The sequence below is a fragment of the Endozoicomonas sp. 8E genome (genome assembly GCF_032883915.1).
Lineage (GTDB): Bacteria > Pseudomonadota > Gammaproteobacteria > Pseudomonadales > Endozoicomonadaceae > Endozoicomonas_A.
In genome coordinates, this window is record NZ_CP120717.1 from 6,300,001 (window position 1) to 6,325,354 (window position 25,354).

At 49.2% G+C, this 25,354-nt stretch carries 31 protein-coding genes and 1 other RNA gene; 17 read left to right on the top strand and 15 right to left on the bottom strand.

Annotation, left to right across the window (positions count from 1 at the left end; genetic code table 11):
* Positions 1-476: 476 nt before the first annotated feature.
* From P6910_RS21810 to ftsY, 5 genes are all read right to left on the bottom strand, one after another.
* Positions 477-1,766, bottom strand: a complete 1,290-nt coding sequence (locus P6910_RS21810; RefSeq protein WP_317143363.1) for a hypothetical protein — start codon at positions 1,764-1,766, stop codon at positions 477-479.
* A 323-nt stretch (positions 1,767-2,089) separates the two neighbouring features.
* Complete coding sequence (gene rpoH, locus P6910_RS21815; protein WP_317143364.1) at positions 2,090-2,956, bottom strand: RNA polymerase sigma factor RpoH; 867 nt, start codon at positions 2,954-2,956, stop codon at positions 2,090-2,092.
* A gap of 197 nt (positions 2,957-3,153) precedes the next feature.
* On the bottom strand, positions 3,154-4,191 hold the full coding sequence (ftsX, locus tag P6910_RS21820) for a permease-like cell division protein FtsX (protein ID WP_317143365.1): 1,038 nt from the start codon (positions 4,189-4,191) through the stop codon (positions 3,154-3,156).
* Between the two features lie 2 nt (positions 4,192-4,193).
* On the bottom strand, positions 4,194-4,862 hold the full coding sequence (gene ftsE, locus P6910_RS21825) for a cell division ATP-binding protein FtsE (protein WP_317143366.1): 669 nt from the start codon (positions 4,860-4,862) through the stop codon (positions 4,194-4,196).
* A 32-nt stretch (positions 4,863-4,894) separates the two neighbouring features.
* Positions 4,895-6,190 carry a signal recognition particle-docking protein FtsY gene (ftsY, locus tag P6910_RS21830; RefSeq protein WP_317143367.1) on the bottom strand — a complete coding sequence of 432 codons (1,296 nt, stop codon included), beginning with the start codon at positions 6,188-6,190 and terminating at the stop codon, positions 4,895-4,897.
* Between the two features lie 555 nt (positions 6,191-6,745).
* Here ftsY and rsmD point away from each other — a divergent pair.
* The 3 genes from rsmD (at position 6,746) to P6910_RS21845 (ending at position 8,900) form a co-directional block, all read left to right on the top strand.
* Positions 6,746-7,339: a 16S rRNA (guanine(966)-N(2))-methyltransferase RsmD gene (gene rsmD, locus P6910_RS21835; protein ID WP_317143368.1), complete on the top strand. Its 594-nt coding sequence runs from the start codon at positions 6,746-6,748 to the stop codon at positions 7,337-7,339.
* 18 nt (positions 7,340-7,357) lie between these two features.
* Positions 7,358-7,537, top strand: a complete 180-nt coding sequence (locus tag P6910_RS21840) for a DUF1289 domain-containing protein (RefSeq protein WP_317146578.1) — start codon at positions 7,358-7,360, stop codon at positions 7,535-7,537.
* Between the two features lie 268 nt (positions 7,538-7,805).
* The gene (locus tag P6910_RS21845) at positions 7,806-8,900 is read left to right on the top strand and encodes a malate dehydrogenase (RefSeq protein WP_317143369.1); all 1,095 of its coding nucleotides are present in this window, start codon (positions 7,806-7,808) and stop codon (positions 8,898-8,900) included.
* Between the two features lie 63 nt (positions 8,901-8,963).
* On the opposite strand, the gene P6910_RS21850 is transcribed toward P6910_RS21845, so the two are convergent.
* Positions 8,964-9,623, bottom strand: coding sequence for a TetR/AcrR family transcriptional regulator (locus tag P6910_RS21850; RefSeq protein ID WP_317143370.1), 660 nt, complete (start codon positions 9,621-9,623; stop codon positions 8,964-8,966).
* 137 nt (positions 9,624-9,760) lie between these two features.
* Here P6910_RS21850 and P6910_RS21855 point away from each other — a divergent pair, with 137 nt between their 5' ends.
* The 3 genes from P6910_RS21855 to P6910_RS21865 all read left to right on the top strand — a co-directional run bounded on the left by P6910_RS21855 (position 9,761) and on the right by P6910_RS21865 (position 12,370).
* The gene (locus tag P6910_RS21855; RefSeq protein ID WP_317143371.1) at positions 9,761-11,242 is read left to right on the top strand and encodes a coniferyl aldehyde dehydrogenase; all 1,482 of its coding nucleotides are present in this window, start codon (positions 9,761-9,763) and stop codon (positions 11,240-11,242) included.
* Positions 11,243-11,565: 323 nt separating this feature from the next.
* Complete coding sequence (coaD, locus tag P6910_RS21860; RefSeq protein ID WP_317143372.1) at positions 11,566-12,057, top strand: pantetheine-phosphate adenylyltransferase; 492 nt, start codon at positions 11,566-11,568, stop codon at positions 12,055-12,057.
* A gap of 61 nt (positions 12,058-12,118) precedes the next feature.
* Positions 12,119-12,370: a YfhL family 4Fe-4S dicluster ferredoxin gene (locus P6910_RS21865; protein WP_317143373.1), complete on the top strand. Its 252-nt coding sequence runs from the start codon at positions 12,119-12,121 to the stop codon at positions 12,368-12,370.
* 58 nt (positions 12,371-12,428) lie between these two features.
* On the opposite strand, the gene P6910_RS21870 is transcribed toward P6910_RS21865, so the two are convergent.
* Together P6910_RS21870 and P6910_RS21875 are read right to left on the bottom strand one after the other, a co-directional pair.
* Positions 12,429-13,280 (bottom strand): pirin family protein, encoded by an 852-nt coding sequence (locus P6910_RS21870; RefSeq protein ID WP_317143374.1) that lies wholly within the window; start codon positions 13,278-13,280, stop codon positions 12,429-12,431.
* A gap of 1 nt (position 13,281) precedes the next feature.
* Positions 13,282-13,884, bottom strand: coding sequence for an FMN-dependent NADH-azoreductase (locus P6910_RS21875; RefSeq protein ID WP_317143375.1), 603 nt, complete (start codon positions 13,882-13,884; stop codon positions 13,282-13,284).
* Between the two features lie 120 nt (positions 13,885-14,004).
* Between P6910_RS21875 and P6910_RS21880 the strand changes: the two genes are divergently transcribed.
* Positions 14,005-14,901 (top strand): LysR family transcriptional regulator, encoded by an 897-nt coding sequence (locus P6910_RS21880; protein ID WP_317143376.1) that lies wholly within the window; start codon positions 14,005-14,007, stop codon positions 14,899-14,901.
* A gap of 34 nt (positions 14,902-14,935) precedes the next feature.
* Here P6910_RS21880 and P6910_RS21885 read toward each other — a convergent pair whose 3' ends face one another.
* The 6 genes from P6910_RS21885 to P6910_RS21910 form a co-directional block, all read right to left on the bottom strand.
* Positions 14,936-15,157, bottom strand: a complete 222-nt coding sequence (locus tag P6910_RS21885) for a DUF2835 family protein (RefSeq protein WP_317143377.1) — start codon at positions 15,155-15,157, stop codon at positions 14,936-14,938.
* Between the two features lie 178 nt (positions 15,158-15,335).
* Positions 15,336-16,148 (bottom strand): hypothetical protein, encoded by an 813-nt coding sequence (locus tag P6910_RS21890; RefSeq protein ID WP_317143378.1) that lies wholly within the window; start codon positions 16,146-16,148, stop codon positions 15,336-15,338.
* Between the two features lie 156 nt (positions 16,149-16,304).
* Positions 16,305-17,438 carry a hypothetical protein gene (locus tag P6910_RS21895; RefSeq protein ID WP_317143379.1) on the bottom strand — a complete coding sequence of 378 codons (1,134 nt, stop codon included), beginning with the start codon at positions 17,436-17,438 and terminating at the stop codon, positions 16,305-16,307.
* A gap of 102 nt (positions 17,439-17,540) precedes the next feature.
* Positions 17,541-18,725, bottom strand: coding sequence for an FAD-dependent monooxygenase (locus tag P6910_RS21900; RefSeq protein ID WP_317143380.1), 1,185 nt, complete (start codon positions 18,723-18,725; stop codon positions 17,541-17,543).
* Positions 18,726-18,808: 83 nt separating this feature from the next.
* A complete protein-coding gene (ubiH, locus tag P6910_RS21905; RefSeq protein WP_317143381.1) occupies positions 18,809-20,044 on the bottom strand; it encodes a 2-octaprenyl-6-methoxyphenyl hydroxylase in 1,236 nt (411 codons plus the stop codon).
* Between the two features lie 65 nt (positions 20,045-20,109).
* Positions 20,110-20,691 carry a UPF0149 family protein gene (locus tag P6910_RS21910; protein WP_317143382.1) on the bottom strand — a complete coding sequence of 194 codons (582 nt, stop codon included), beginning with the start codon at positions 20,689-20,691 and terminating at the stop codon, positions 20,110-20,112.
* Positions 20,692-20,916: 225 nt separating this feature from the next.
* Here P6910_RS21910 and P6910_RS21915 point away from each other — a divergent pair, with 225 nt between their 5' ends.
* The 9 genes from P6910_RS21915 (at position 20,917) to P6910_RS21955 (ending at position 24,234) form a co-directional block, all read left to right on the top strand.
* Positions 20,917-21,126 carry a TIGR02449 family protein gene (locus tag P6910_RS21915; protein WP_317143383.1) on the top strand — a complete coding sequence of 70 codons (210 nt, stop codon included), beginning with the start codon at positions 20,917-20,919 and terminating at the stop codon, positions 21,124-21,126.
* Positions 21,126-21,425, top strand: a complete 300-nt coding sequence (locus P6910_RS21920) for a cell division protein ZapA (RefSeq protein WP_317143384.1) — start codon at positions 21,126-21,128, stop codon at positions 21,423-21,425. The genes P6910_RS21915 and P6910_RS21920 overlap by 1 nt, the downstream gene beginning before the upstream one ends.
* A 124-nt stretch (positions 21,426-21,549) precedes the next feature.
* A non-coding RNA gene (ssrS, locus tag P6910_RS21925) (6S RNA) lies at positions 21,550-21,728 on the top strand.
* Between the two features lie 391 nt (positions 21,729-22,119).
* Complete coding sequence (locus P6910_RS21930) at positions 22,120-22,617, top strand: DUF29 domain-containing protein (protein ID WP_317143385.1); 498 nt, start codon at positions 22,120-22,122, stop codon at positions 22,615-22,617.
* Positions 22,618-22,688: 71 nt separating this feature from the next.
* A complete protein-coding gene (locus P6910_RS21935; protein WP_317146579.1) occupies positions 22,689-22,898 on the top strand; it encodes a DUF1016 N-terminal domain-containing protein in 210 nt (69 codons plus the stop codon).
* Complete coding sequence (locus P6910_RS21940) at positions 22,861-23,091, top strand: hypothetical protein (RefSeq protein ID WP_317143386.1); 231 nt, start codon at positions 22,861-22,863, stop codon at positions 23,089-23,091. The genes P6910_RS21935 and P6910_RS21940 overlap by 38 nt, the downstream gene beginning before the upstream one ends.
* Positions 23,092-23,129: 38 nt before the next feature.
* Entirely contained in the window at positions 23,130-23,420 is a 291-nt protein-coding gene (locus P6910_RS21945; RefSeq protein WP_317143387.1) for a nucleotidyltransferase domain-containing protein, read from the top strand.
* Complete coding sequence (locus tag P6910_RS21950; protein ID WP_317143388.1) at positions 23,410-23,796, top strand: HI0074 family nucleotidyltransferase substrate-binding subunit; 387 nt, start codon at positions 23,410-23,412, stop codon at positions 23,794-23,796. The genes P6910_RS21945 and P6910_RS21950 overlap by 11 nt, the downstream gene beginning before the upstream one ends.
* A gap of 144 nt (positions 23,797-23,940) precedes the next feature.
* A complete protein-coding gene (locus P6910_RS21955; protein WP_317143389.1) occupies positions 23,941-24,234 on the top strand; it encodes a hypothetical protein in 294 nt (97 codons plus the stop codon).
* A gap of 20 nt (positions 24,235-24,254) precedes the next feature.
* Here P6910_RS21955 and P6910_RS21960 read toward each other — a convergent pair whose 3' ends face one another.
* Positions 24,255-24,539 (bottom strand): hypothetical protein, encoded by a 285-nt coding sequence (locus tag P6910_RS21960; RefSeq protein WP_317143390.1) that lies wholly within the window; start codon positions 24,537-24,539, stop codon positions 24,255-24,257.
* A gap of 130 nt (positions 24,540-24,669) precedes the next feature.
* On the opposite strand from P6910_RS21960, the gene P6910_RS21965 reads away from it, so the two are divergent.
* Entirely contained in the window at positions 24,670-25,158 is a 489-nt protein-coding gene (locus tag P6910_RS21965) for a DUF29 domain-containing protein (RefSeq protein WP_317143391.1), read from the top strand.
* The last annotated feature ends 196 nt before the right edge of the window (positions 25,159-25,354 follow it).

Genomic DNA, 25,354 nt, shown 5'->3' on the forward strand with positions numbered 1-25,354 from the left:
ATCTTACAATTAAACGTACATGTTAGAATTAACGAGTATGTTCGCTTGCTTGATCAGCATTTAAATCATTCCAGAGCCAAGCTCTGTTGACCGATGCCATTCGCACAAGCGCCCACACGAATTGTCTGATAATTTGTTAAAGAACTGGATTAAAACAAGAAGGCTTTAACCGGCTGAATCAGCAGTCAGTGCTGTTCAGCGAGGCGCTTATCTTACCTTGGCGCCAGTTGTTGTCAAGTGCTTGTTTTTTAAGTCACTTTTCAACTTGCCAAGACCGCATTCGTTCACTCAGTGAGCGCTGCGTTTTCGTCTCAGCGGCGGTGCATTCTACGCTGTTCGATCCGATTGTCAATCACCGTTTTAAACGCTGCTGCAATGGATCGTTGCGTGCCCGTAAAGGAAACTTCCTTACGAGCCATGCCCCGATCAGTGGAGGCGCATTATACGCACCTTGAGAGGTAGGTCAACGACTTATTTCAAAGTGACTGAAAGCCACTTCCTTCTTCATTAAACAGATTAAACTTCAAAGGTTGTTTAAAACGCTCTTTAAGCGCTTTAACGATTTTGGAGTTGGCCTTAACACCCATTCTTTCCATATGAACCAATGAGCGTCCTCTGGACTCCTTCTCATGGATCAACTCTTTAATACGTCTTTCCAGAAATACCTTTCTTAATGCCTTTTCCTCAGAGATTTCACTCTCTTCCTTAAGCTGCCACAACTCTTTTTGTGCCGCGGCTAACTCCGCAGGCTCATCCTCCTCACCGAGATCCAGTTGTCGGCAGATCAAATCATTAAGCTCTTTTGCTACTCTGATCCTGAAATCAAACAACTCATTACCAGAGGGCTTAGACGACAATTCTTGAACAGCTGCCATGTATTGCAACAGCTTACTTTCTTGTCGTTGGCAAGCTCCCCTCAGTTGCTGATTAACACCATCGGGAATGACCATACTCCAGATATTCGTCTTCATGTAGGCTCTGATTCTCTCAAAGCTTAATTCTTCGACTTGCTCTCTGATGGTTTTAACTGAAGCTTCCATAAGATGGTCAATCTGCCCTGGTAAACGCTCTACTGCCCCATCCAGCATGTAACCCACAAGATTATCTGCCGCCTCCTCCAATCGAGTGCGGCAATTTTTCAGTGCTGCAAAGCAGAGGCTGCTCTTATCAGGGTCAATATTTGCCGCAGTGTGTTTATCACTCTCAGACAGGAGGTCAAAGTCCGGAAAAAACGTTTCCTGAAATATTAATAGAGGATTAGGCCTTACCAGACAGCCCGATGCACTTTTGGATATGACCGAACTAATCAGCTCCCCTTGATACGTTCCTGTATCCATAATTCTTAAAAGAGCCATCAGCTCGGCAAGAAAGGCCTTTTTCTCACTCAAACGATTCAGGTCATTGGCATTGAGAACTACTGAACCCAAAGCTGACTTTGCATGCTCCATCAGATCCGTCACATCAAATGACTCCTTACCCTGGAGCGTAGTTTTTAAAGCCAGCGTCTGTCTCAGGTCGTACAGAGAATAGACAGCCCTGGTAACATCTTCAGTTTGAATAGCCATGGCCAGTGAACGCATTGAATCAGAGGCCAAAGCTTCGTTTCTTAACTGCAGTTCTTTTCTTCTGGTCTGTAGACTTCCGGCTTTTGCCTTCAAGTCGTCAGGTCTCGCTATGAGAAAGGGTGATTCAGTCCGAACAAATGCCCGCCTGCCTGACTTTAATTTGAGCGGGATATGAAAGCTTTTTATCAGTCGATCTGTCATCAGCTTACGCCAAAGCCTTTTAAGAGTTTTTCCAACAACAATCAGCTTTTTGCTCACAAACCCAAGCTTAATCTCATAACCAAAAAGCCGGACAGTCTTTGGTTGAGCTGCTTTTCTGGGACTTTTAGAGGGTCTCCGATTGGGAGAAGGCGTTCCTGACCGTTCAATCATCGCTTCATCCTGAATTGTGATATCTCTTTATTATTAGGGGGACTCTATCAAGAAACTATAGATAACCCCCTCCCTGTGCTCTCTATTTATCCACCCTTAAACAAAAACACCCGCAACAAAGTGCGGGTGTTTGCGGAATACAAAGTGCCTGTCTAGACAGACCGGGCCTCCATCGAACCTTTAACCTTCTTCATCGCATTTTTTTCCAGCTGTCTGATTCGCTCAGCTGATACGCCATAGTGGTCCGCCAGTTCATGAAGAGTTGCCTTATCTTCATTAAGCCAACGCCTCTGAAGAATATCCCGACTGCGCTCATCCAATGTTGCCAGAGCATTTCTGAGCAGGTTCACTGAAGACTCGGACCAATCCGAATCTTCCAAAAGTCTCGCCGGATCCGCTCGCTGGTCTTCCAGGTAATGGGCAGGCGCTACGGAAGTGCTGTTCTCTTCACCGTCGTCGGAATAACCATCGAAGGCTGTGTCATGGCCAGCCATTCGACCTTCCATTTCACGAACCACTTTGGCTTCAACGCCCAGATCATTGGCAACAGCCTTAACTTCATCATTACTGAGCCAGGAAAGGTGCTTTTTGGAGCTGCGAAGATTAAAAAACAGCTTGCGCTGTGCCTTGGTGGTCGCCACCTTGACAATACGCCAGTTCTTCAGGATAAACTCATGGATTTCAGCCTTCACCCAGTGCACTGCAAAGGAGACCAGACGAACACCCACTTCCGGGTTGAACCGTTTTACGGCTTTCATCAAGCCCACATTTCCTTCCTGGATCAGGTCAGCCAGAGGAAGTCCGTAGCCACTGTAGCTCCTGGCTATATGAACCACAAAACGCAGGTGTGACATAACCAGCTGACGGGCAGCTTCCAAGTCGTTCTTATAGTAGAGGCGCTCTGCCAAACCCTTTTCCTGCTCAGCAGACAACACAGCAATAGCACTAACTCCCGTAACGTAGGCATCAATATTTTGCCCCGGGACTAAGATATCAACTGGCTGTAAACTGGTTCCCATGATCCACTCCGGTTGAGTGCCAACTTGGCACTCGACTTAGTTCAAACTCCAAATACCCATAGCGTAAAAAGACAACAAACTGGCTTTCAGTTGAATAATAACAAAAATCGAGCCTTCTGACCTAAGCTACTTTACGCTCTTTTACGATAAAAACACTGCAAGGAAAAGGCTAAACTCGCCAATCCTTGCCAAGCCCTCTAGGGCTGCAACTCTATTGTCCGTACATGACGATAGCAGCTCACTGCTGCACCTGCCACTCCCAGGAAAACACCCGAGGCCAATAATGAAAAAAACATTGCAAAGCCGGGCCCTACCGGCGTATAGCTGCTGCCATACAATGCAGCGAGCTCTAACACTCCTGACATCAAGCCAGCAAGCACAGCCAATATAATCAGCAGAGCCAGCAAAGCACCTCCCAACCCATACCACATCCCCATGTAAAGGAATGGCAATGTGACAAAGCCATCGGTTCCACCCACCAGCTTGATCACTTTGATTTCAGCCCTGCGACTCTCAACGCTGAGACGTACAGTATTACCTATCGTCAACAGTACAATAATCCCGAGAAGCACGGATAGTATGACGGTAAAACGCTCCAACAATTGCGTCATAGACTGAAGTCGCTCAATCCACTCGTGATCCAGCCGAGCCTCCATTACTCCTTCTTTGACCTGATATTTTTTCATTAGTTCATTGAGATGCTCAGAATTTAACCCTTCCCGGGGTGCAAGCTCCAGAACCCCCGGCAGAGGATTGAAGCCCAGGGCTTCAATAACCCCTTTCATCTGGGCCCTCTCCTGGAATTCATTCAGTCCTTCATCCGGACTGATATAAAGGAACTGCTCAATGTTCGGATCATCTCTGGCTTCAACCCTGAGGCGATTGACCTGGTCACGCCCCAGCTTGTTTTCAAGATAGAGAGAAATTCTGGGCTGACCTTCCCAGTCATGACCCAATAACTGCAGATTATTGGACAGAAGTACAAGAATCGCAGGTAGCGCAAAAGCCACTGCAATCATCATGCAGTTCAGAAAGGAAGCAAAAGGGGTCTTGAAGATACGACCTAATGAGTCACCTGCCACCTGTCGGTGCAGGCTTTTCAGATAAGCCATTGAGAAGCCCGTTGCCTTTTTTCTGGCCGCCCCTCTTTCAGCATCATTGTCTTTAGGCGTCCCAGTCTCGGGCTGTTTTTTCCGACTACCGTCTTCGTTTCTGACACTTTTTCTTGGAAACACGCCTAACGCACCTCCTGATCGTTAACCAGGTGCCCTTGATCCAGAGTCAAAATACGGTGGCGCATACGGGCTACCAGTGCCAGATCATGACTGGCAACCAGAACCGTAACGCCCACCTGGTTAAAGTTTTCAAACAGCTGCATGATTTCAGCGGACAGATTAGGGTCGAGATTACCGGTTGGCTCGTCGGCCAGAATCAGAGGAGGCCGGTTAACAACCGCACGAGCCAAACCCACACGCTGCTGTTGACCGCCGGAAAGCTGAGCCGGACTCATTTTCTCTTTATTCAGAAGCCCCACCAGATCCAGGGCAGCTCGAACCCGACCCGCACATTCATGGTAAGTGTACCCGGCAATGATCAGAGGTAAGGCAACGTTATCAAACACAGATCGATCGAAGAGCAGCTGATGATCCTGAAAAACCAGGCCTATATTTCTGCGAAAATAAGGAATCTGACCACGCCCCAGCTTGCTGGTCTCGTGTCCTCCTACCCAGATACTGCCGGAGGTCGGTTGCTCCATCAGCATGATGAGTTTCAGCAGAGTACTCTTACCGGCTCCGGAATGGCCAGTAAGAAAAGCAATTTCACCCCGATGCAGGTGGAAGCTGGTCTGTTCCAGCCCCACATGCCCTCCGGGATAACGCTTGGTGACATTGTCAAAGCGTATCATTCAGGACTTCCCTGCTACTCTTTTTTCATGATTTAAGGCTCAAGCGGATCGAACAGAGCTTCTACAAACTCATCGGCAGAGAAAGGTCTCAGATCGTCGATCTGCTCACCCACCCCCAGGAAGCGGATTGGTAGCTGCATCTGTTTGGACAGGGCAAAAACAACTCCACCCTTGGCAGTACCATCGAGCTTGGTGAGTGCCATACCCGTCAGATTGACCGCTTCGTGGAAAATTTTGGCCTGATTGAGCGCATTCTGCCCTGTGCCTGCATCCAGAACCAGCAGCACTTCGTGGGGAGCTGAGTCATCCAGCTTACCCAAAACCCGCTTAACTTTGCGCAGCTCATCCATCAGGTTATCTTTGTTGTGCAGCCGACCGGCTGTGTCGGCAATCAAAACATCCACCCCACGAGCTTTGGCTGCTTCAAAAGCATCATAGAGCACAGAGGCACTGTCAGCACCGGTATGTTGGGCAATCACGGAGATATCGTTTCTTTCACCCCAGACCTGCAGCTGTTCCACAGCAGCAGCCCGGAAAGTATCACCAGCAGCCAGCATCACTTTACGGCCTTCAGCCTGAAGCTTGCGTGCTACTTTACCGATTGTTGTGGTCTTGCCGACACCATTAACGCCCACAACGAGAATAACGAAGGGGGTTTTCTGCTCATCAATGACCAAAGGCTGGTCAGCAGGCTTGAGAATTTCCTTAAGTTCAACCTTCATGGCAGAGACCAGCGCGTCGGCGTCACCCAGCTCACGGTATTTCACTTTTTTGGTCAGTTTCTCGATAATTTCAGTTGTGGCTTCAACGCCTACATCCGATATCAGAAGCTGTGTTTCCAACTCTTCCAGCAGATCTTCGTCGATCTCTTTTTTACCAACAAAGATTTCCGCAACGCCATCAACAAAGGCGCTGCGGGTCTTGCCAAGGCCGCGCTTCATGCGGGCAAAGAAGCCCTTCTTCTCGTCATGAGGCCCAACCCTCTCTGCGACCGCAGGTGGAGCAACAATACGCTCAGCTTCCAGAGCTTTTATGGCTTCTGCCGTTGGGAATGTCTGTTCCTGAGAGGTTTCCTCAGCCACTTCAAGCGAGTGCTCATGCACAAGCTCAGCCTGAACAGGTTCGATAGAAACGATCTCTTCTGCTGATTCTACAATCGCCTTTTCGACTTCTGCCTGGACAATTGTCTCTTGGGGGGCTGCTGTCGGCTCAGTTTTCGGACTCTCATCTGTAACCGGGGCAGGCTCGCTCTGTTTCTCTTCTTTGCGTCCCCAGGGCCAAAAACGTCGCTTCGCCGTTTTCTCATCACTTTTGCGAGAACCGAACATAAACTACTTCATCAGAATGGATTAAAAGGGTCACCGTATTAAAGCAGGTGGGTCTCAGAAGGCTACAAGAGCAACCAAAATGCCTGACAGCCTTCCGGAACTGTGTATCCTATCTTACAGCTATGAACGAATGAAGCTTTTTAAAATTAAAATAAGTACTCAGCCATACGGAATCGAATATTTCTGGCTTATTGGGCAGGTGCTCTGCAAGGCGCAACGGCGGGAGCATAGCGAGCTATGTGACCAGAGTTGCAACGCAGCACGACTGCATGGATGCAGGAGCTAGAGCAACGCAGGAGCAGTTGCCGCACGACTGCATGGATGCAGGAGCTAGAGCAACGCAGGAGCAGTTGCCGTACGACTGCATGGATGCAGGAGCTAGAGCAACGCAGAAGCAGTTGCCGCGAGTGCCTGAACAATGAGCCAGAAAATATGATTTCGTGTGGTTGAATACTTAGTGTCAGCGAGGTAAGGGTATCTCCTCAGAAACCGTGGTTATCTCATTCGACAACTGATGTACAATCGCTGCCTCAATGCCATCAACCGGAGTGATCAATGGCACGAAGAGCAGCCGTCAGGCATGGCCCTGGTAAAGTTGGCGGACAATTAAGAATCATCGGCGGTCAGTGGCGCAGCCGCAAACTGCCTGTCGCTGATCTTCCAGGCTTACGCCCCACCTCGGATCGCGTGAGAGAAACCCTGTTTAACTGGCTGGCGCCCTGTGTTCCGGGTGCCAGAGTGCTTGATTGTTTCAGTGGAACTGGCGCTCTATCCCTTGAGTCACTCTCTCGTGGCGCCAAGGAAGCCACCCTGCTTGAAGCAGCTGCAGAGGCTGCCTCACTCCTTGGCAAAAATCTGAAAACCCTTCAGGCAGAAAACGCCAGAGTCATTCGCACCGACAGCCTGAAATGGCTACAGCAAGTCGCTGACAAGGCATTCGACCTGATCTTTCTGGACCCTCCATTCAGACAGGGATTACTGAAAGAAACCTGTCGTCTGCTTGATGAAAATGGATACATTCACGACGACACCCTGATTTACATTGAGGTAGAAAGAGAACTATCTCCTCTGCCCGTACCTTCAAACTGGATCATTACGAAAACCAAAACCGCAGGCCAGCTAAGTTATTACCTGTTAAGTGTCGAGTAAATTTAAGCTATAAAAATGATGAGTAAAGTAGAGTCTCCATGCATTCGCCAATGCGCACTTAACGAAGATCAGGTTTGTACTGGCTGTTTTCGGAGCCGGACAGAAATAGCCCGATGGAGCCGGGCCAACCAGGATGAACAGAAAGAGATTGTTTTGAATGCCCAAAAACGCTCCGAAGCTCAAAATCGCTGCCCCTGACAAAAGCGACTCATGTCGCTTTTAATCAATATTTTATCTCCATGCTTCTGCCAGAGACTCCGCCGCCGAATTGAGCCACTCATCCTGACCATCACAGCCACGATTCTCTGTAAACCAAAAGCAGCTGAACCATCGATACAAACCCTACCATTCGAAAACAACATCACTCACATGATAGTGGACTTAACCTATCGTTCTAGGTAACCTTCACACCGCCGAGATTATTCTAACACTCTCTTTTCAGACGAGAACTCTAAGGAGTGGTCACATGAAACAACCCGTCCGTATCGCAGTCACAGGTGCAGCAGGTAACATCAGTTACTCTCTACTGTTTAAAATTGCTGCTGGTGAAATGCTGGGCGCGGATCAGCCGGTAATTCTGCAGCTGGTTGAGATTCCTCAGGCTATGGACAAGCTGCGTGGCGTGGCCATGGAACTTGAAGACTGCGCTTTCCCGCTGGTACACGGTATCAGCCTGCACGACAATCCATTCGACGGATTCCGTGGTGTTCATTACGCCATGCTGGTAGGCGCCCGTCCTCGTAGCAAGGGCATGGAGCGTGCAGATCTACTGGAAGCTAACGCAGTTATCTTCGCCGAGCAAGGTAAGGCCCTGAACGAAGTGGCGAATCGCGACGTTAAAGCCCTGGTAGTAGGTAACCCGGCTAACACCAACTGCCTGATTCTGTCCCGCAACGCTCCGGACCTGGACCCTTCGCAGTTCTGCGCTATGACCCGCCTGGACCACAACCGTGCCAAAGGTATCCTGGGTAACAAACTGGGCGTTAACCCGTCTGACATCGACGGTGTTTGCGTTTGGGGTAACCACTCTCCAACCATGTACCCTGACGTTCATCACGCTACTGTTCTGGGCGAAGAGTCGGCAATCAGCAAGATTGACGAGAAATGGTACAAAGAAGATTTTACACCTCGCATTCAAAAGCGTGGTGCTGAGATCATTGAATGGCGAGGTCTCTCTTCCGCTGCCTCTGCCGCGCAAGCCGCCCTGGACCACATGCGTGACTGGGCTCTGGGCAGCAATGGCGAAATCGTCAGCATGGGAATTATCTCCGACGGCAGCTACGGCGTAGCCAAAGGCATTTACTACTCTTTCCCATGTGTCTGCGAATTCGGTAGCTACCAGATCGTTCAGGGTCTGGAGATCAACGAATACGGTCAGAGCATGATGAAGAAGACTGAAGAAGAACTGCTGAGCGAGAAAGCGGCTGTCGATCACCTGCTGCCAGCTGAAACCGTTGAGTCCCGTGAAAACCTGAGAAAGTCGGACCGTACTGGCCAGACCGCTTACGACAATGGTCTCGACAAGGCTGACGTGTACTACAAAGCCGATCGCATCTGCTGATCCGCCTCCCGCAGGAGCTGAGTCTATCAGCTCCTTTTTTCTTTTTTTCTACAGCCTCTTAACTCATTCACTCAAACCCCTCATTGGCACAAAGTACTCTGCTTCCAGCTCGGCAAAGGACTCTCTGGCCATTTCACTGACATAAGGCCGGTCCATAAGCAGAATCTGATAAAAAGCTCTTCGGTATAGTTTTTTTGGCAACAATTCGTCTTCTTCAAGAAACGCTGCACTGACCAGCTCCTGCCAACTGCTGAGCACCATGAAGTTGTTCAACGCCAATGCTTCCACTTCATGCTTCGGCACTACCATAAAGCCTGACAACACAAGCCCTGCAATAATTTTTTCCAGTACCTCCAGAGAAAGCCTTGCAAACTGCTGATAGGCAGAACGGAGTTCGCTGCTCCTGCCCATAACTCCATGAACATCCCGGTAGATAAAACGGAACTCCCACATACCGGCCAGGGCCAATTCCAAATAGCTTCGCTTATCCTGAAAGTTCAGCGGACGGCCTTCCGGAATCACCATGTTGACGGCAATGTTGTCTATCAGACGTTGAAAAAGTGCGAGGATAATCTCATCTTTATTCCTGAAATGGTAATAGAGATTTCCGGGAGAAATCCCCAGATCCGCGGCAATATGATTGGTCGTTACCGTCCTTTCGCCCCGGTCGTTAAAAAGCTCCAGAGCTTTGTCCAAAATACGATCACGAGTTTTAACTGCCATAAATACCCTTGAAATCCTGTCAGCAAATCGCTAAATTTTATTTTAGAGTAATTGCTCTAAATATTCAAAAACCCACTAACCAGCCAGATTCTTAGTAAAAAACATGTAAACCAGATCGGCTGAAGGAGACCTGTATCATGAGCCTTAGTGAAATTGACCAGCCTACAGAGACTGGCTCGCCGGATCAAATCATCGCCAATGATCCTTCTTCCAGTCAGATCGCGAGGATGAAAACATCTCTGGAGGCCCAGCAACAAGCTTTTCGAACACAGCCAAACCCCTCTCTCCAACAACGCAGGGAATGGCTTAAAACGCTGAAAGAAGGTTTGAAGAAACACCAAAAGACTCTGGTAGATGCCATTAACAGAGATTTTAAGGGCCGTGCCGAAACAGAAACCCTGTTAGCCGAGTTTATGCCATCACTCTCTACCATCGATTACTGCAGCAAGCATCTGGCTAAATGGATGAAGCCCAGTAAGCGACATGTATCAATCACTCTGCAGCCGGCTTCGGCAAAAGTGGTGTATCAGCCTCTGGGCGTTGTCGGTATTGTTGTTCCATGGAACTACCCTCTCTTTCTGGCCATAGGGCCTCTGGCAACAGCTCTGGCTGCCGGAAACCGGGCAATGATCAAGATGTCCGAGTTCACACCGGCTACCTCCAGACTCTTTGCCGAGATGATTGCGGATATCTTTCCTGCTGACCTGGTCACTGTCGTCAATGGTGAAGCTGAAGTGGGAGCCGCTTTCACCGCTCTGCCGTTCGACCATATTCTCTTTACCGGCTCCACTCAGGTCGGCAAGCATGTAATGACGGCTGCTGCCAAAAACCTCACCCCCGTCACCCTTGAACTCGGCGGGAAATCTCCGGTGATCATTGACGACGACTTCCCTATACAGGAAGTAGCCGAGCGTGTCTGCTACGGAAAATCGATGAATGCCGGGCAGACCTGCGTTGCTCCTGATTACATACTGGTCAAGAAACAACGCAAGGAAGACTTTGTGGAAGCCTACCTGAAGGCATTTAGCAGTATGCATCCGTCAGTGAATGACAGCCAGCATTACACCGCCATTATCAACGAGAGACAACACCAGAGGTTACTCAGCCACATTGAAGATGCCAAAAATAAAGGAGCTGAAATCCGGGTGGGAAACAATGAGGAAATAACCGATGGTTCCCGTCGTTTACCTCCGCACCTGATTCTGAATGCTACGGAAGATATGAGCGTCATGCAGGAGGAAATTTTTGGCCCACTGCTGCCTATCATTGAGGTGGACAACATTGATGACGCCATTCAGTTCGTCAATAACCGTCCCCGTCCACTGGCGCTTTATTATTTTGGTGAAAACAAACAGACTCAGGACAAAGTTCTGACTCACACCCACTCAGGGGGTGTCTGCCTGAACGAAACCCTTTTCCATGTTGCTATCGATGATATACCTTTTGGTGGAGTGGGCGCTTCCGGTATGGGCCATTATCACGGACAAGAGGGCTTTCAGGCGCTGTCCAAGGCAAAGTCGGTGTTTAGCAAAGGACGTTTCAACAGTGTTCGATTTGTATTTCCCCCCTATAATACCTGGCTGAAGAAGAAGATGATCAAATTCCTGTCAGGCTCCTGATCATTCGGGTCCGGACTGTCATTCGATAGTCCGGAATCTTTATTCACAGAAGTTCTGAAAGCAACTATCTATCATCCGGTTACCCTGTTTTTAGTCAGGTTGTTTGTCACCTTCGATTGATTTCGATACCATTCGGCCTTCGTTATCTATAGATTGAAGAACTCTGCTTTAACCATTTTCAGTAGAAACGGGCAGATCAGGACGCACAGTCTTTCACTACAGGCATCTGTGAAGTCATCGAGTTTTCAGAACATTGATCTTGGCAAGCCAGGGTCAACCTGACTCAAAGGCTTCCCGGGACATCAGCAGGAAATGCATTTTCAATGAGCAAAGTAATCTACCCTGGCACTTTTGACCCTATAACCAAAGGCCATCTGGACCTGGTAGAACGGGCGGCAAGAATTTTTGATAACGTGGTCATAGCGGTAGCAGAAAGCCCTAAAAAGAAGCCTCTGTTTGATCTGGCGAAACGTGTTGAGCTGGCAGAAGAAGTGACAGCTCATCTTGATAATGTTTCGGTAACAGGTTTCAGCTCTCTGCTGGCTCACTTTCTGGAAGAGCAGAAAGCCACTGTGATTCTGCGTGGTCTGAGAGCCGTATCCGACTTCGAATACGAATTTCAGATGGCCAACATGAACCGGATTCTGGCACCGAGTGTGGAAAGTCTGTTTCTGACACCCGCCGAGCAGTACTCCTACATTTCTTCTACGCTGGTACGGGAGATAGCCTCACTGGGTGGAGATATCGACAAGTTTGTCTCCCCCTGCGTTCAGGAAGCCCTGAAAGACAAATTTGGTCCACACGCCAAAAGCTGACAGAGCGCCGCGAACCTGGCGGCTTGAGCTGAAACACTCGTGCGGAACTGGAGATTACATCATGTCCCTGATCATTACTGATGACTGCATTAACTGCGATGTCTGCGAGCCCGAGTGCCCGAACAGTGCGATCTCTCCCGGGGAAGAGATTTACGAGATAGACCCTGACCTCTGCACCGAATGTGTTGGTCACTACGATGAACCACAATGCCAGCAAGTTTGCCCGGTCGACTGTATCCCCAAAGACCCGAATAATGTCGAGTCACAGGATGAGCTGATGGAAAAGTATTTGATTATTACGGCGGCAGCCTGACCATTGTCTTTTTCATTGCTCATGTTCAACAGGAGTCTGACTACAAACAGGCAGACTCCTAACTCAAAAACTCCCCTCTCTGATACTCCGTAACAGCCTGCATCACTTCTTCACGACTATTCATGACAAAAGGTCCATATTGCACAACAGGCTCGTTCAACGGTTTACCGGCCATTATCAGAAAACCAGTCTGGCGCTCTGCACTCAATACCAGCTCGTCACCTTCCGCGAAAACCGCCAGCTCTGATTGGCTGATGAGTTGATCGCTGTCCGTCTGCAGTTTTAGCTCACCTTCATAGACATAGACCATCAGTTTTTTGTCACTCAAAGGTAGCTTGGCAATGCCGTCTTCTTCCAGCGATACGTCCAGCAACAGCGCATCGGTCACCTCTCTTTTCAGTGGTGCAGACAATTGACGACCATCAATCTCTACCTCACCCAACAGTAACCTTGCAGACCAGCCTTCACAGGACAGAACAGGCAAATCATTCTCACTGATATCGAGATACTCCGGATCACTCATTTTCCGGGCAGCAGGCATATTCAACCAGATCTGGAAACCATGTAGCTCATCATTTTCAAGAATGGGCATCTCTGAATGAACAATCCCCTTGCCAGACTTCATCCATTGAACACCGCCTGACTTTATAGACCTCTGATTGCCCAGATGATCTTCATGTCTGAAGCCCCCCAGTTTCATATACGACACCGTCTCGATGCCCCGATGAGGATGAGCCGGAAATCCGGCCCCCAGATCGCCAGAACCGTCAGCTCTGATTTCGTCCAGCATCAAAAAGGGATCCATAAGCTTATGCTGTCCCGAACCCATCACCCGCTTGAGTTTCACCCCGGCTCCGTCTGAAGCCGGACGGGCCGGCACTACTTCCAGCAGGCTTCTTGCTTGCGTCACTTTATGCCACCAGTTGATCGATTCTTTCTGCAGCTTTACCCAGCGCTACTTCTCTTGCATCGCCACCTTTGGCAAGCCCCTCTGCATAGATGAACTCAACATCAGTAATCCCGATAAAGCCAAGGAAGTGCTTAATCAGTGCCGTTTGTGTATCCATAGGTGTTCCCTGATACTCACCCCCTCTGGCCGCCAGGATATAGGCTTTTTTGCCTTTCAAAAGCCCTTGGGGTCCCTGCTCGGTGTAGCGGAAAGTGATGCCTGCGCGAGCAATATGGTCAAAGTAAGTCTTCAGGGTTGATGGCATTGTGAAGTTGTAGAGAGGCAGTCCCATTACCAGCACATCGGCTTCATTCAACTCACTGATCAAACGATCTGACAGGCTGGCTATGCTCTTCTGATGTTCATTACGCTCTTCTTCTGGCAGGCTGAAGCCCTGAAAGCTTTCTGCTGTCAGGTGAGGAATCGGTTCTGAACCCAGATCGCGATAGATCACTTTATCCACAGTCCGGGTCTGGGTGTATTTTTCCACAAACTGTCTGGCCAGCTGCCCTGACTGTCCTTGTGAGCCAAACAGACTGGAATCGATTTGCAGGATAGTACTCATATTGATCTCCGGTTCATTAAATTGCCTTGGTTAAGCTTAATTTAATATCGATTTTTACGAATAAAAAGCGCAAAATATCCCTTATAAATATCGAATTATTAGATTATAAGTTCGTAAGCCATGGCTAAAGTCACCCTTGAACAATGGCGAATGCTCCACGCTGTCGTTGAACATGGCGGTTTCGCACAAGCCGCAGAAGTCCTCCACAAAAGCCAGTCAACCGTCAGCTATGCCGTGAATAAACTGCAACAGCAGCTGGACGTGGAAATTCTGGTCATCAAAGGCAGGAAAGCCGAATTAACAGAAGCCGGAAAAGTGCTGATCAGGCGCTCCCAGTCCCTGCTCAAGGAGTCTGATGCGATAGAAAAGGTTGCTGACAGCCTGTCACAGGGCTGGGAAGGTCGCATCATTCTGGGTGTTGATGTCATCTTTCCGCCCCAGCTGCTCTCAACCTGTCTGAAAAGACTGTCCTCAGAGTGCCAGCAGACCCATATTGAGCTCGTGGAAACGGTACTCTCAGGGACTACAGACATGATGGCTACTGGCCAGGGAGATCTGGTGATCAGCGGCCTGGTACCACAGGGGTTTATGGGAGAACCTTTGATGAAAGTGACTTTCAAGGCTGTCGCTCACAAGGACCACCCGTTGCATCAGCTAGACAGACCCCTGAGCCTCAATGATCTCAAGCAACACCGCCAGATTGTCATCAGAGACTCGGGCGTCAAGAGAGTGGATGCCGGATGGCTGGAAGCGACAGAACGCTGGACCGTCAGCCATATCAGTACATCGGTAAGAATGATTTCCGAAGGGCTTGGGTTTGCCTGGCTACCAATCGCTCACATAGAACAGGAACTGGCCTCTGGGGTACTGAAACCACTGAACCTTCAGCCTCATGGCTCTCGACGTCACCAGATATACCTGATTTATACCGATCAGGATTACGCTGGACCTGCCGTAAAGTCTTTGGCCAATATTTTGAAGGAAGTCTGTGCTGACACAGAGAAGTCAGCACATTGATGCGACCGATCAAAACAAAAACCAGAAAGGAGGTTCAGCTAATCTTCCGAAGCTCTCCCAGTTTGCCATCGGACCCATAGGAGATTTCGAAAGTACCATGAACCCCTTCACGAGTGACAAACTTGAGAAGGACATCGTAGGGAATGCTCATGCTAAAGCCCTCCCGGGTACTGACCTGGACACGATTTTTCTTGCCTTGGTAATACTGCAGGACCTGTTCTGAATTCAAACTGACAGAGAAGGTAGCCTTATTCATTCTGGACTCCATTCCGCATGTTCAAGCAAATTATCATATCGGCCGCAGGGGGCCTGTGGCCAGTAACGAGATCTGTATCATTTTAGCAAAATCAGCACACACACCAATAAGCCCGGTCATTAAAAAATAACCAGGCTTCTTATCTCAACTCTTATATCCCAACAATAACAGTCAGAGTTTACTGATTGGGTGGAGGCGCCATCAAACCTTCTGGCATCTCCATGTTGTTGGGCACCTGCATCTGCTGCATCACTTGGTTGATGGAATCCCTGATGCTGGCAATCATCGCTTTGTAGCCTTCATCAAAGCCACGATAAAAAGCCTGCTCGGTAGGTTTAACATCATCGTCTTCCTGCTTGAAAATGGCAGACTGTTTGCCTTCAGGGTTTTCGCCACTGAAGAAGGCTTCCATGGAAGTGGGAACGGTCAGAGCGACACGACCACCAGCCATATAACCGTCAATGAAGCGCTCTCTCAGGAACGGGTTATCACTGCTGCCGACACTGGCAGAACGATAGGCATCGTCGGCCTCACACCAGCGATCTTTGTATTCACTGGCTTTTTCTTCGTCACGGCAGTTGTATTCCAGGACACCCAGCTCTGCAACCACTCGCTGATAGCCTTCGCGGTAGCCCGCTTCATCAGGCTTTTCAGTCTTTCCTTCCAGAGCCTCTCGAGAAACCTGACTGGTTTCAGCTCGACGGGCATCGTTGATACCCTGACGGTAACCTTTCAGATAATTGCCAAAGTTGGCAACATTACCAGCCATTGGACTCTGATCAAAAGCTCCACGTGCCTCACACCATGTCTGCTTGAGCGCATCAGTGGTATCAACAGTGGTGCAATCATAGGCTTCTTCTTCGGCAACCGGACGGGCAGGCTCACCGGCTGAAGGGGCCACCTTCGGACAATCCCGCTTCTCTGAACAGCCCTGAAGCAGTGACAGTAATAAAACGACAGGCACGATACCTGCAAACATTAACCTACGCATTCAACTCTCCTTCCCGAGGGGTAATTGTAATTTCCAACATAACAACCATTGACCATCAAGATTGCCATGACTTGAATTCGACAGGGATCTGGCAAAATTTTTTTGCTTTCTTAATATCATTAGACGGAGCTGGTTAAATATAGTTCAGAAAAATTGTTATTTTTCTTTTTTAGTCCCTGTGGATATATCCGGTGTTAAATGAGTCTCAGACTCTTTTAGTTGGCACAATGCCGACCAGTCAGAGCTTTGCACAGACGCTACCAACTCACCCCATTGCTCAAGTGAACAGGTTTTCCCACAGGACAGAGCCAGAGGCTCGTCATTTAATGAAGCCTGAACAGTCTTGTTTGAGGCCGAGAAGCGCAGGGTTAACATACTGGTATAGGGAACATTAGACTCTCTCGGGCTCCCCAGAGCCGTCATCAGGGCCAGAATGTTGCCGTCACTGACAGAAAGCAGATAGAAGTATTCACAGGCGGTTCTGCCACTTTCAAGACAGCTCTGATACTGCTGATAACGCTGGTCAATCGCCTTCATAAGATGCTGGTTGGCCAGCTGGACTATACGCCTGTCTTTGCTCATTTGAGACATAAACCAGTCAATCAGATCCTCTAGCTGCTGTTCATCCCTGAGTGTCAGAAACTCTGGCATAGGAAGATTATGCAGCTTTCTGATATGCAATGCGTCGGCAAGGCCCATCATGGCATGGAGTGTTGGCTTATTGCCTGACTGTTTTGCCCAGAATCTGATCCTGTCAAGCCCCATTTCTTCTGCCTTCTTTTGCCACAGAGGGCTCTTTTGCAGCTCTCCAATCAGGGCTTTGAATCCAGTGCAAATTTGAGAGAATCCCAGAAAATAATCGTCTTGCAGGGGGTAAGCATACACCGGTGGGACAGCCGCAAACTCATTGCCTGAGCCTGTTTTGAGACTGTCGGGGTAAATAGCCTGAAGCATGGTGGTGGCGCACTGGATGGTTCTGTCCAGGCCACGGGCCTGATGATAACTGAGCTCTGGATTCCAGTGGGAAGGAAAATCAGCCTGAAGTTGCGTGCGCCTGAAATGTTTACCCGCCTCATAACACTGTTTGAAGCCAATGTCTGTCATCTCACCGGGCCCCATGGGCCACAGCTCGGGATTTAAAGGGTACCTTGGACTACGATCTCCATGCCGTACCAGTGTCACAATGTAGTCGTGAGAGTCACGTTGATTGTTATTGTCGTCAGACTCTGACTGAGCATGAGCCGTCATTGAAAAACACAATATTCCCCAGGCCAGGAGCCACTTTTTCATGCTTTTATTCCTGATTAATGAAAGAATCAGACAACAAAGCATAGAAAGAAAAGTAACAATTGTTCAGAAAATGCGTCTGGAAAGACAAACAATTTGGAGCTATCAGACCCCCAGTGCATGTTTGATCAACATGTCTTTGGCAAAAGGCATGTTATTCGTCCACTTCAGTCCGGTATTCCTCAGCCAGCGAAGACCGATATCGTCAGCGGCAAAGAGGTTCTGTAAACCCTCCATGGACTTCATCATCAACAAATTACTGCCCATCCTTCTGCGCTCATAGCGATTCAGGATATGACTGCCAGAAAAATCATCGCCACGCTCGATAGCACGAATGATTTCTTCAGAGAGAACCTCCACATCCTGCAGCCCAAGGTTCACACCCTGACCGGCCAAAGGATGAATGGTATGGGCTGCATCACCTGCCAGCACAATTCTATTCCGGTGGTATTGGCGGGCGTGTCGCTGCTTGAGAGGAAAGCGAAAACGGGGATCGGCTGAAAGCACTTTCCCGAGCCTGGATTCGAAAGCGCATTCTATGGCCTGACAAAAAGCCTCATCATCCAGAGAAAGGACTTCGTCGGCTCCATCGGGAACCAGCGACCAAACAATGGAGCAGTAGTGTTTTTCTCCCCGGCTGGGCATGGGCAGAAACGCCAGAGGCCCGGAAGCCAGAAAGACCTGCCAGGCGGTGTCCTGATGATATCGCTCTGTTTCTACGGTGGTGACCACCGCATGATGGAGACAGTCCTTCTGACTGGAAGGAATGCCCGAAAGTTTCCTCAGGCGCGACTCGGCCCCATCGGTAGCCACCAGCAGACGGGCTTCTATCTTTTCATTGTCCAGCTTAACCTGATGGGGCTCTCCCAACTGATAGGCAATGGTTGACTGGTTGGGGAAGCATTCAACACTCGTCTCAAACAACTGCTCCAGCAGCGCATTGCGAACCACATCGTTTTCAACAATATTTCCAAGTGTCTTAAAACCTGCTGACCTGGCATCAAAGGCGATCTCACCCGTTCCTTCACCGTCCCAGACATACATATGCTGATAGGGCATTGCACGCTGTGAGGTCATAGTTTTCCAGGCCCCCAGTCGCTGGAATAACCGGGAAGAAGCTTCGGTCAGGGCACTGACTCTGGGTGCATAGGGACTGTCAGAAGAGAACACCTGAGCCGAAAGCGACTGTTGATCGACCAAGGCTATTCTCAGGTCTGTTTTTGACAGCGACAGGGCCAGAGATACACCAACCATGCCACCACCGGCAATCACCAGATCAAATGTTTTCAACCAAGATCTCCTGCTGATACTGTGTTTTCAGCTCAAGGCTGTATTTCTGCTCAAGGCTGTATTTCCGCTCAAGGCTCTGGCCATTAAAAGCCCATCGCCTTTCTGGCAAACCGACCTTTTAATCCCCGGCTCATATCCAGACAGCTTAACCCCAGGTTTCTGGCCAGAATCACCGGCAGTTCCTGTCGGGAAAACAATTTCACCAGACCGTCACAGAAGTCCAGAGTCATCCTCTGATCGACTCTCTGCTCATCGACATACTGAAGCAAGCGAGACAGATTGCCCGGGGCCATACCCTGTCTGAGTGATTCAGCGATATTCCCGGCCAGAGCCATTGTATCCCTGATGGCCAGGTTATATCCCTGACCTGCGACAGGATGCATAGCGTGAGCCGCATTACCCAGAACAACCAGACCAGGTCTGACTTGCTCACGGGCAACACTGAGAGCCAGGGGATAGCTTTCACGCACCCCGACTTTGATAAACTCGCCAGCACGATAACCAAACTTTTCTTGTAAAGTGGTCAGGAAAGTCTCGTCATCCATAGACATTTTGTTGTCTATTTCGTCAGACGGCACTGTCCAGACCAGTGCTGAACGATCTCCAGAGAGAGGAAGCAGGGCCATGGGTCCCCTTCCGGCAAAGCGTTCATAGGCTATACCATTGTGAGGCTTATCCGGGGAAACATTGGCAATCAATGCATGCTGCTGGTAGTCATACTGCTTACGTGAAATACCCAGTTTTTCCATCAAACGGGAACGACCACCATCGGCAAGGACCACCAGAGACGCCAATTTCTCAAAAGATTCATCCCCTTGATTGATAACCACCTTCGTTTCTGAGTCAGACAATGGTTGTAAAGATTGAACCTGTGCCGGACTCAGGACGTCAACCTGCCCCTGATCGCGATAAGCTTTCAGCCTTTTGAGCAGCACCTCACCCAGCCGATGGTTTTCAACCACATACCCCAGTGCAGGTACATTTTCTTCCTGATGGTTAAGGTGGGTGGCACCAAAATGCCCTCTGTCAGAGACCTGTATATCCAGAATAGGCGTGGCAAACGGATCAAGATCGGGCCAGATGCCAAGTTCATCATAGATCAGACGGGTGCCATAAGAGAGTGCCGAGGCCCTGGCATCATAGCCTGGTGGAGAGTTGGGTGGAGCGTTAGGCCTGGTGTCCCTGGCTTCATCAATAGAGTGCGTTTCAACCAGCGCTACTTTCAGCCCATATTGATTGATCGCAGACGCCAGAGCACACAGCAGACTGGCACCTACCAGCCCACCACCAATGATCAGGACATCGTACTTCCCGGTCATTTCTCTCTCCTTTCAACCATGAAAACACTCATCACTTAAGAGAACGACGGTGGCCTTTTTGGTTATCAGTGAATGGTTTTTGTATTATTGTGCTTTGTCGACTTTTCCCGAGACGCCACCTCAGAAAAAACGGTTAAAAGACTCATTCGAACGTACTCACTGACTTCTATAAACAAACGTTCAGACTCATCACTGCCATCCGCTTCAGGCCGGATCTGGGCAATTTCCGAGAAATCTCCCAGAACCCCTTCCACTTCCTGACTCAGAGACTGACCGCCAATCACTTCGCCGAACCCGAACAGAAACCCCTGACACCAATAGCCCAGTGCTTCGGTTCTTTGCTCCAGGGCTTCTTCGTCATCAGGCAGAAGCAAAGCAACGGAAAAGTCTGATTGATCCAGCTTCTGCAAGGTTCCCTGATACATGCGCATCAGGAGATCCTGAAAACGGCTGTCCAACTCCTGATCATCCAGTAAACCGGACACTTGGCGGAACCAGGCTTCTACGCCGGGCTGACTACCTGCAGCAAAGGTACCACAGAGAATGCCATGCAGTTCAGAAGGATGACTGTCACCACCCAGCTCAACCAGACGATCAGCCAGCTCATCAAAGGCGACAAGGTCACAAGCCGCATCATTATTTGTCATTACAATTACCTTAAAAGCCCTTCTGGAATGAACCCGTTGATCACGCAACAACCAATCAATAGCCGGGTGGATTGAAAAACCGGCAGGAAACCGGATTCCAGTGGCTTTATGAAAAACCCGATGGTGTGTGAGTGTACCAGATTTATCGGTTGGACAAATCGCAAAGGCATTGTTCTGTATACTGACAGCCGCTATAGTAGATCCAATAGCTCGGTCCCGGAACCTATGAACGACCAAGAACTCACAACCCTGAACCAGAAAATTGATGACCTGGTAGCCATCGGTCTGAAACTGAAAAAAGAAAACCGGCTACTGCGTGCCAAGGAACAATCCTGGCAGGCAGAACGCGCGCAGCTGATGGAGAAGAATGATGTCGCACGCAGCAAGGTCGAGGCCATGATCAACCGCTTGCGCACTCTGGAGCATGAATCCTGATGGACAGTTCATCCACTACCACCGTCAATATCCTGGACAAGGAATACTTGGTCAGTTGCCCCAAACAGGAAGAAGCCAACCTTCACCAGGCAGCCCGGCACTTAAATGAACAAATGAAGCAAATCCGTTCGGGTGGCGTAATAGGTACGGAGCGTATCGCAGTTATGGCGGCACTGAACATCAGCTACGAACTGCTACAGAGCAGGCAGCAAAGCCTGACCGACAATTCCGATGCCCAGGAACAGATCAAACAGATGCTTGGTAAGCTGGATCAAGCGCTCATGTTGATCGAAAGCTAAATCCCTGCCCCCTCTGGCCAGGTGGGTCAACGTTGGCAAAAAACCAATTGAGCTATCAGTCAAAAGATCAATAGCAAAAAAAACCTACAGACTTACACGGCATAACCGATATAATCCCGGTTAAGTCTCCCTGGCCTGTTTGCCAGTCATTAAAGACCCGGGCTGATAATACCATAACGGGGATTCCTCGTTGGTGCTGGAGCGCAGGTCCACCTCGCAGTGGAAAGCCCGATTCATCACAGCAATCCCCACCGTTGCTTTAACAGCAACGGGCTTACGTGGCAGCGGCAGCTTGGGGAGACTTACTATCATATGGCACTTGCCGTCTAATATGTCACAGTCCCTCGCTCTGTTTTTACGCGACCATGATCGTATTTTTCTCAGTAATGGCTGCTTCTGAATAGCCCCTGCACGATTCAACCCCCTCTTTCTTTGCTGTAATCTACTTTTAATTAACTCAAGCAGTCCGACCGGGCCTCTGTTATAGGCAGTCAGCAGCCCCTCCGGACATCCATCAGCATTAACGGTTACCCGCATGCCCAACACCCAAACCTCCAACAATCCTGACACAGTGGGCAGGCATCTCCGCGCAGATCCGACAACCCCCGAACCCCCGCCAACAACTTGCCCTCCCCTCACCAACTGCTATCCTCAAACCTCAAACACTACAGTGCCCCCAAATCGAGGCAGAACGATGGAAAGTTTATACAACACTGACTATCACCAGTGGTTAAGACAACAGCGGGAACTCCTCATTCAAGGTCAATTGGATCAATTGGATATTGAAAACCTGATTGAGGAGTTAGAGTTGGGTATTAATCAAAACCTGGATACATTAGAGTCACACCTGATGATCCTGATTACTCACTTATTAAAATGGGATTATCAGGAAAAAGTATTACAAGATCCATGGGTGGACGAATGTGTGAAGCATACCTGGATGCCCAGCATTAGGAACCCGAGGGCGAAAATTCGACAATTGATTGAAAAGCATTCTAATCTAAAACCCCAGATAGATCGTGTTTTGGCTAAGGCTTATTCCATCGGTAAGCAAGATGCCATTGATGAAATGAATGAATATGCTCGCCATGATCACCAAAGGCTCAATCAAAGCAGTTTTCCTGAAGTCTGCCCTTGGAGTTTTGAGCAGGTGATGGATAAATCTTGGCCGGTTTCTAAACACAGCCCCTGAAAGCCAGCCAACAATAAAGAAAGCAGCTCCTTCATTGCTGCCGTTTTGCCGAGGTTTACCCGGATCAGCAAATTGTCTCGACACTGTCTAGACAATTGCACTGGAGTCACTTCCTTGAGCTGATTTACCTGAAAGACTCCCTGACAAGGGATTTCTATGTCCAAATGTGTGGCATTGAACGCTGGAGCGTCAGGACTTTGAGAAACTTTCCATCACTGCCACAAAAGCCAAATGGAGCTTTATTTGCGCTGGCTTGCAAAGTTAGAACAGGAGCCAGATGAAAAACCGCCGTTGGGAATTATCTTGTGTACCGGTAAAAGACAGGAGCAAATTGAGCTTCTGGAGCTGGGAGGCAATGATATTCATGTTGCGGAATATTTTACCGTTCTGCCTCCAAAGAAAATGCTGGAAGAACGTCTTCAGGAAATGGTTCTGCAAGCCAGAAAACGTATCGAGAATAAAAGTGAGCAATAACCCATGAGGAAAGGCATTGCCGACAAAGGATTAAAACATTGAAATTGACTGACTACCCATTCCTGCAACAACTGTCAGCATTGCCTTTTGTCGATGCTCTCTACCTGTTTGGTTCCCGCGCTCGTGGCGATGCCCGTGAACGATCGGATATTGACTTGGCCCTTGTCTGTCCTTCTGCTACCCATGACCAGTGGCTGGAGGTCTTGGCTATTGTCGAGCAAGCCGATACCCTGTTAACCATCGATTGTGTTCGTCTGGATGCCGAGCCACCCGGCAGCACACTAAGAGCCGCCATCGAACAGGACAAGCAGGTATTGTATGAGCGTTGATTTAAAACTGGACGCGTTGGGCAAAGCCTTGCAGCGGTTTCATGAATCCTTGCAGTATGAAGAGTCGCACCCTCTGGTGATTGATGCCTCAATTCAGCGATTCGAGTTTTCCATTGAACTGAGTTGGAAAACTCTGAAAGCATGCCTTGCACAAGAAGGCATCACTGCCAATACGCCCAGAGAATGTATGCAGCGGGCGTACTCCGCCCACTGGTTCGATGACGAAAAAGCGTGGCTGAGTATGTTGAAGGACCGCAACCTGACTTCCCATACCTACAAAGAAGACCTGGCATTAGAAATATATCGTCGTTTACCCGGTCATTATCAGGCGATGAAGGCCTTGCATGCTTTTCTGACTAACCACTTTTACCCCTGATCCAATGAATTGTCTCCGCACTGCGGAGACAATTGTGCAGACACTGACTGCTCAATGCTTCAGTCCCATTTAGAGACCTATAAGTACCAAAATGAGACCGAAAGACACTAATCTGGGACCTTGAAAAGTCTCAATACGAGACCTATGAGTTCTAATATTGAGACCTCTATAAGAACTTACTTCACTGTGTCATCCATTGCCTCTGCATTGTTCACCAAAACCCAACAACGCTTACTGGCTGTGCTCTACGGCAAGCCGGGCTGCTCACCTGTCAGCGGCAGGGTAATCAGCAGCATTACCAGGCAAACCCGGATAATCCCGGGAGAACTGAAGGCCATTACCCGCAAAACCTTTGGTGTTCGGGGCGTGAGTAAAGAGGCTCTGACCTGCGTATTAAACCAGTGTGACATGATATTTATTGATGGGTCTTCTGTTTGATTTGCCGCTGCCTTGACGGATCACTCACTTTTCAGGGGAGTTATGCATTCCCACGCATAGCGAGGGTGTTGCAAAACTCCAACAGCTCGTTCCCATGCTCTGAGGTCGTCATTCCCGCGAAGGCGGGAATCCAGGGCCAACAGTTGGTCTCTGCCTTCTCGGGGATGACAAGGCCAGGGGGGCACCGGGCAGTATGGTTTTGGCGGAGAGTCAGTGTGGATTCCCGCCTTCGCGGGAATGACGAGAATGAAGTCGGGAATGACGGGAGTCAACTCGTTCCCACGCTGGAGAGAGTTTTTCGACACCCTCAATTGGGCGAGGGTTTACGGCGATTTTGCTAAATTGATCCCCCCCGCAAAGGCGTCCGTGTCTTGGTAGATCATTTTGATTCTCTTCTGTATTTTGCCTACAGTGGTATGGCGATGGAGGTATTTTATGGAAAACCTGTACGAAACTGATTACAACCGGTGGCTTGGCCAGCAACGGGATCTGCTGGCTCAGGGCCAATTTGACCAGTTAGATATTCCTAACTTGCTGGAGGTCATGGATTCTGAAATGGGCGACAATACCCGAGAATTAGGTTTCCATATATTGATATTGCTGGTCCATCTTTTGAAATACGATTACCAAAAACGGGTACTTCAAGACCCTTGGGTAGAAGACAGGGTGATTTATACCTGGCTGCCCAGCATCAATAACCCGAGAAGGGAAATTGAACGCCACATGAAAAAGAACCCCAGCCTTGAGCCTATGGTCAATGACATACTCGCCGAGGTTTACCCCACCGCCAAAAGAGATGCCATCAAGGAACTGAACAAGCACATTAGAATCGAAAATAAACGGTTACACAAAGACAGCTTTCCCGATCAATGTCCATGGACGTTCGAGCAAATGACTGATGACGACTGGCTGCCAGATGATTGACAACTCTGACGTTTTTTCATCTTCTGCAAGCCTTAAGCCAAATTAATTTCCAATCAGTGATGAGTGTCAGGTCTTGAATATTGCTCCTTTTGAATATGTTCAAGATTCAAGACCCGCCCCCTCTGCCTGACCTCTCTGCTGCTCATGAGGGGGATGAGTGAGCGATGGCTACCGTTTTCACCCGGTAGCCATCGCT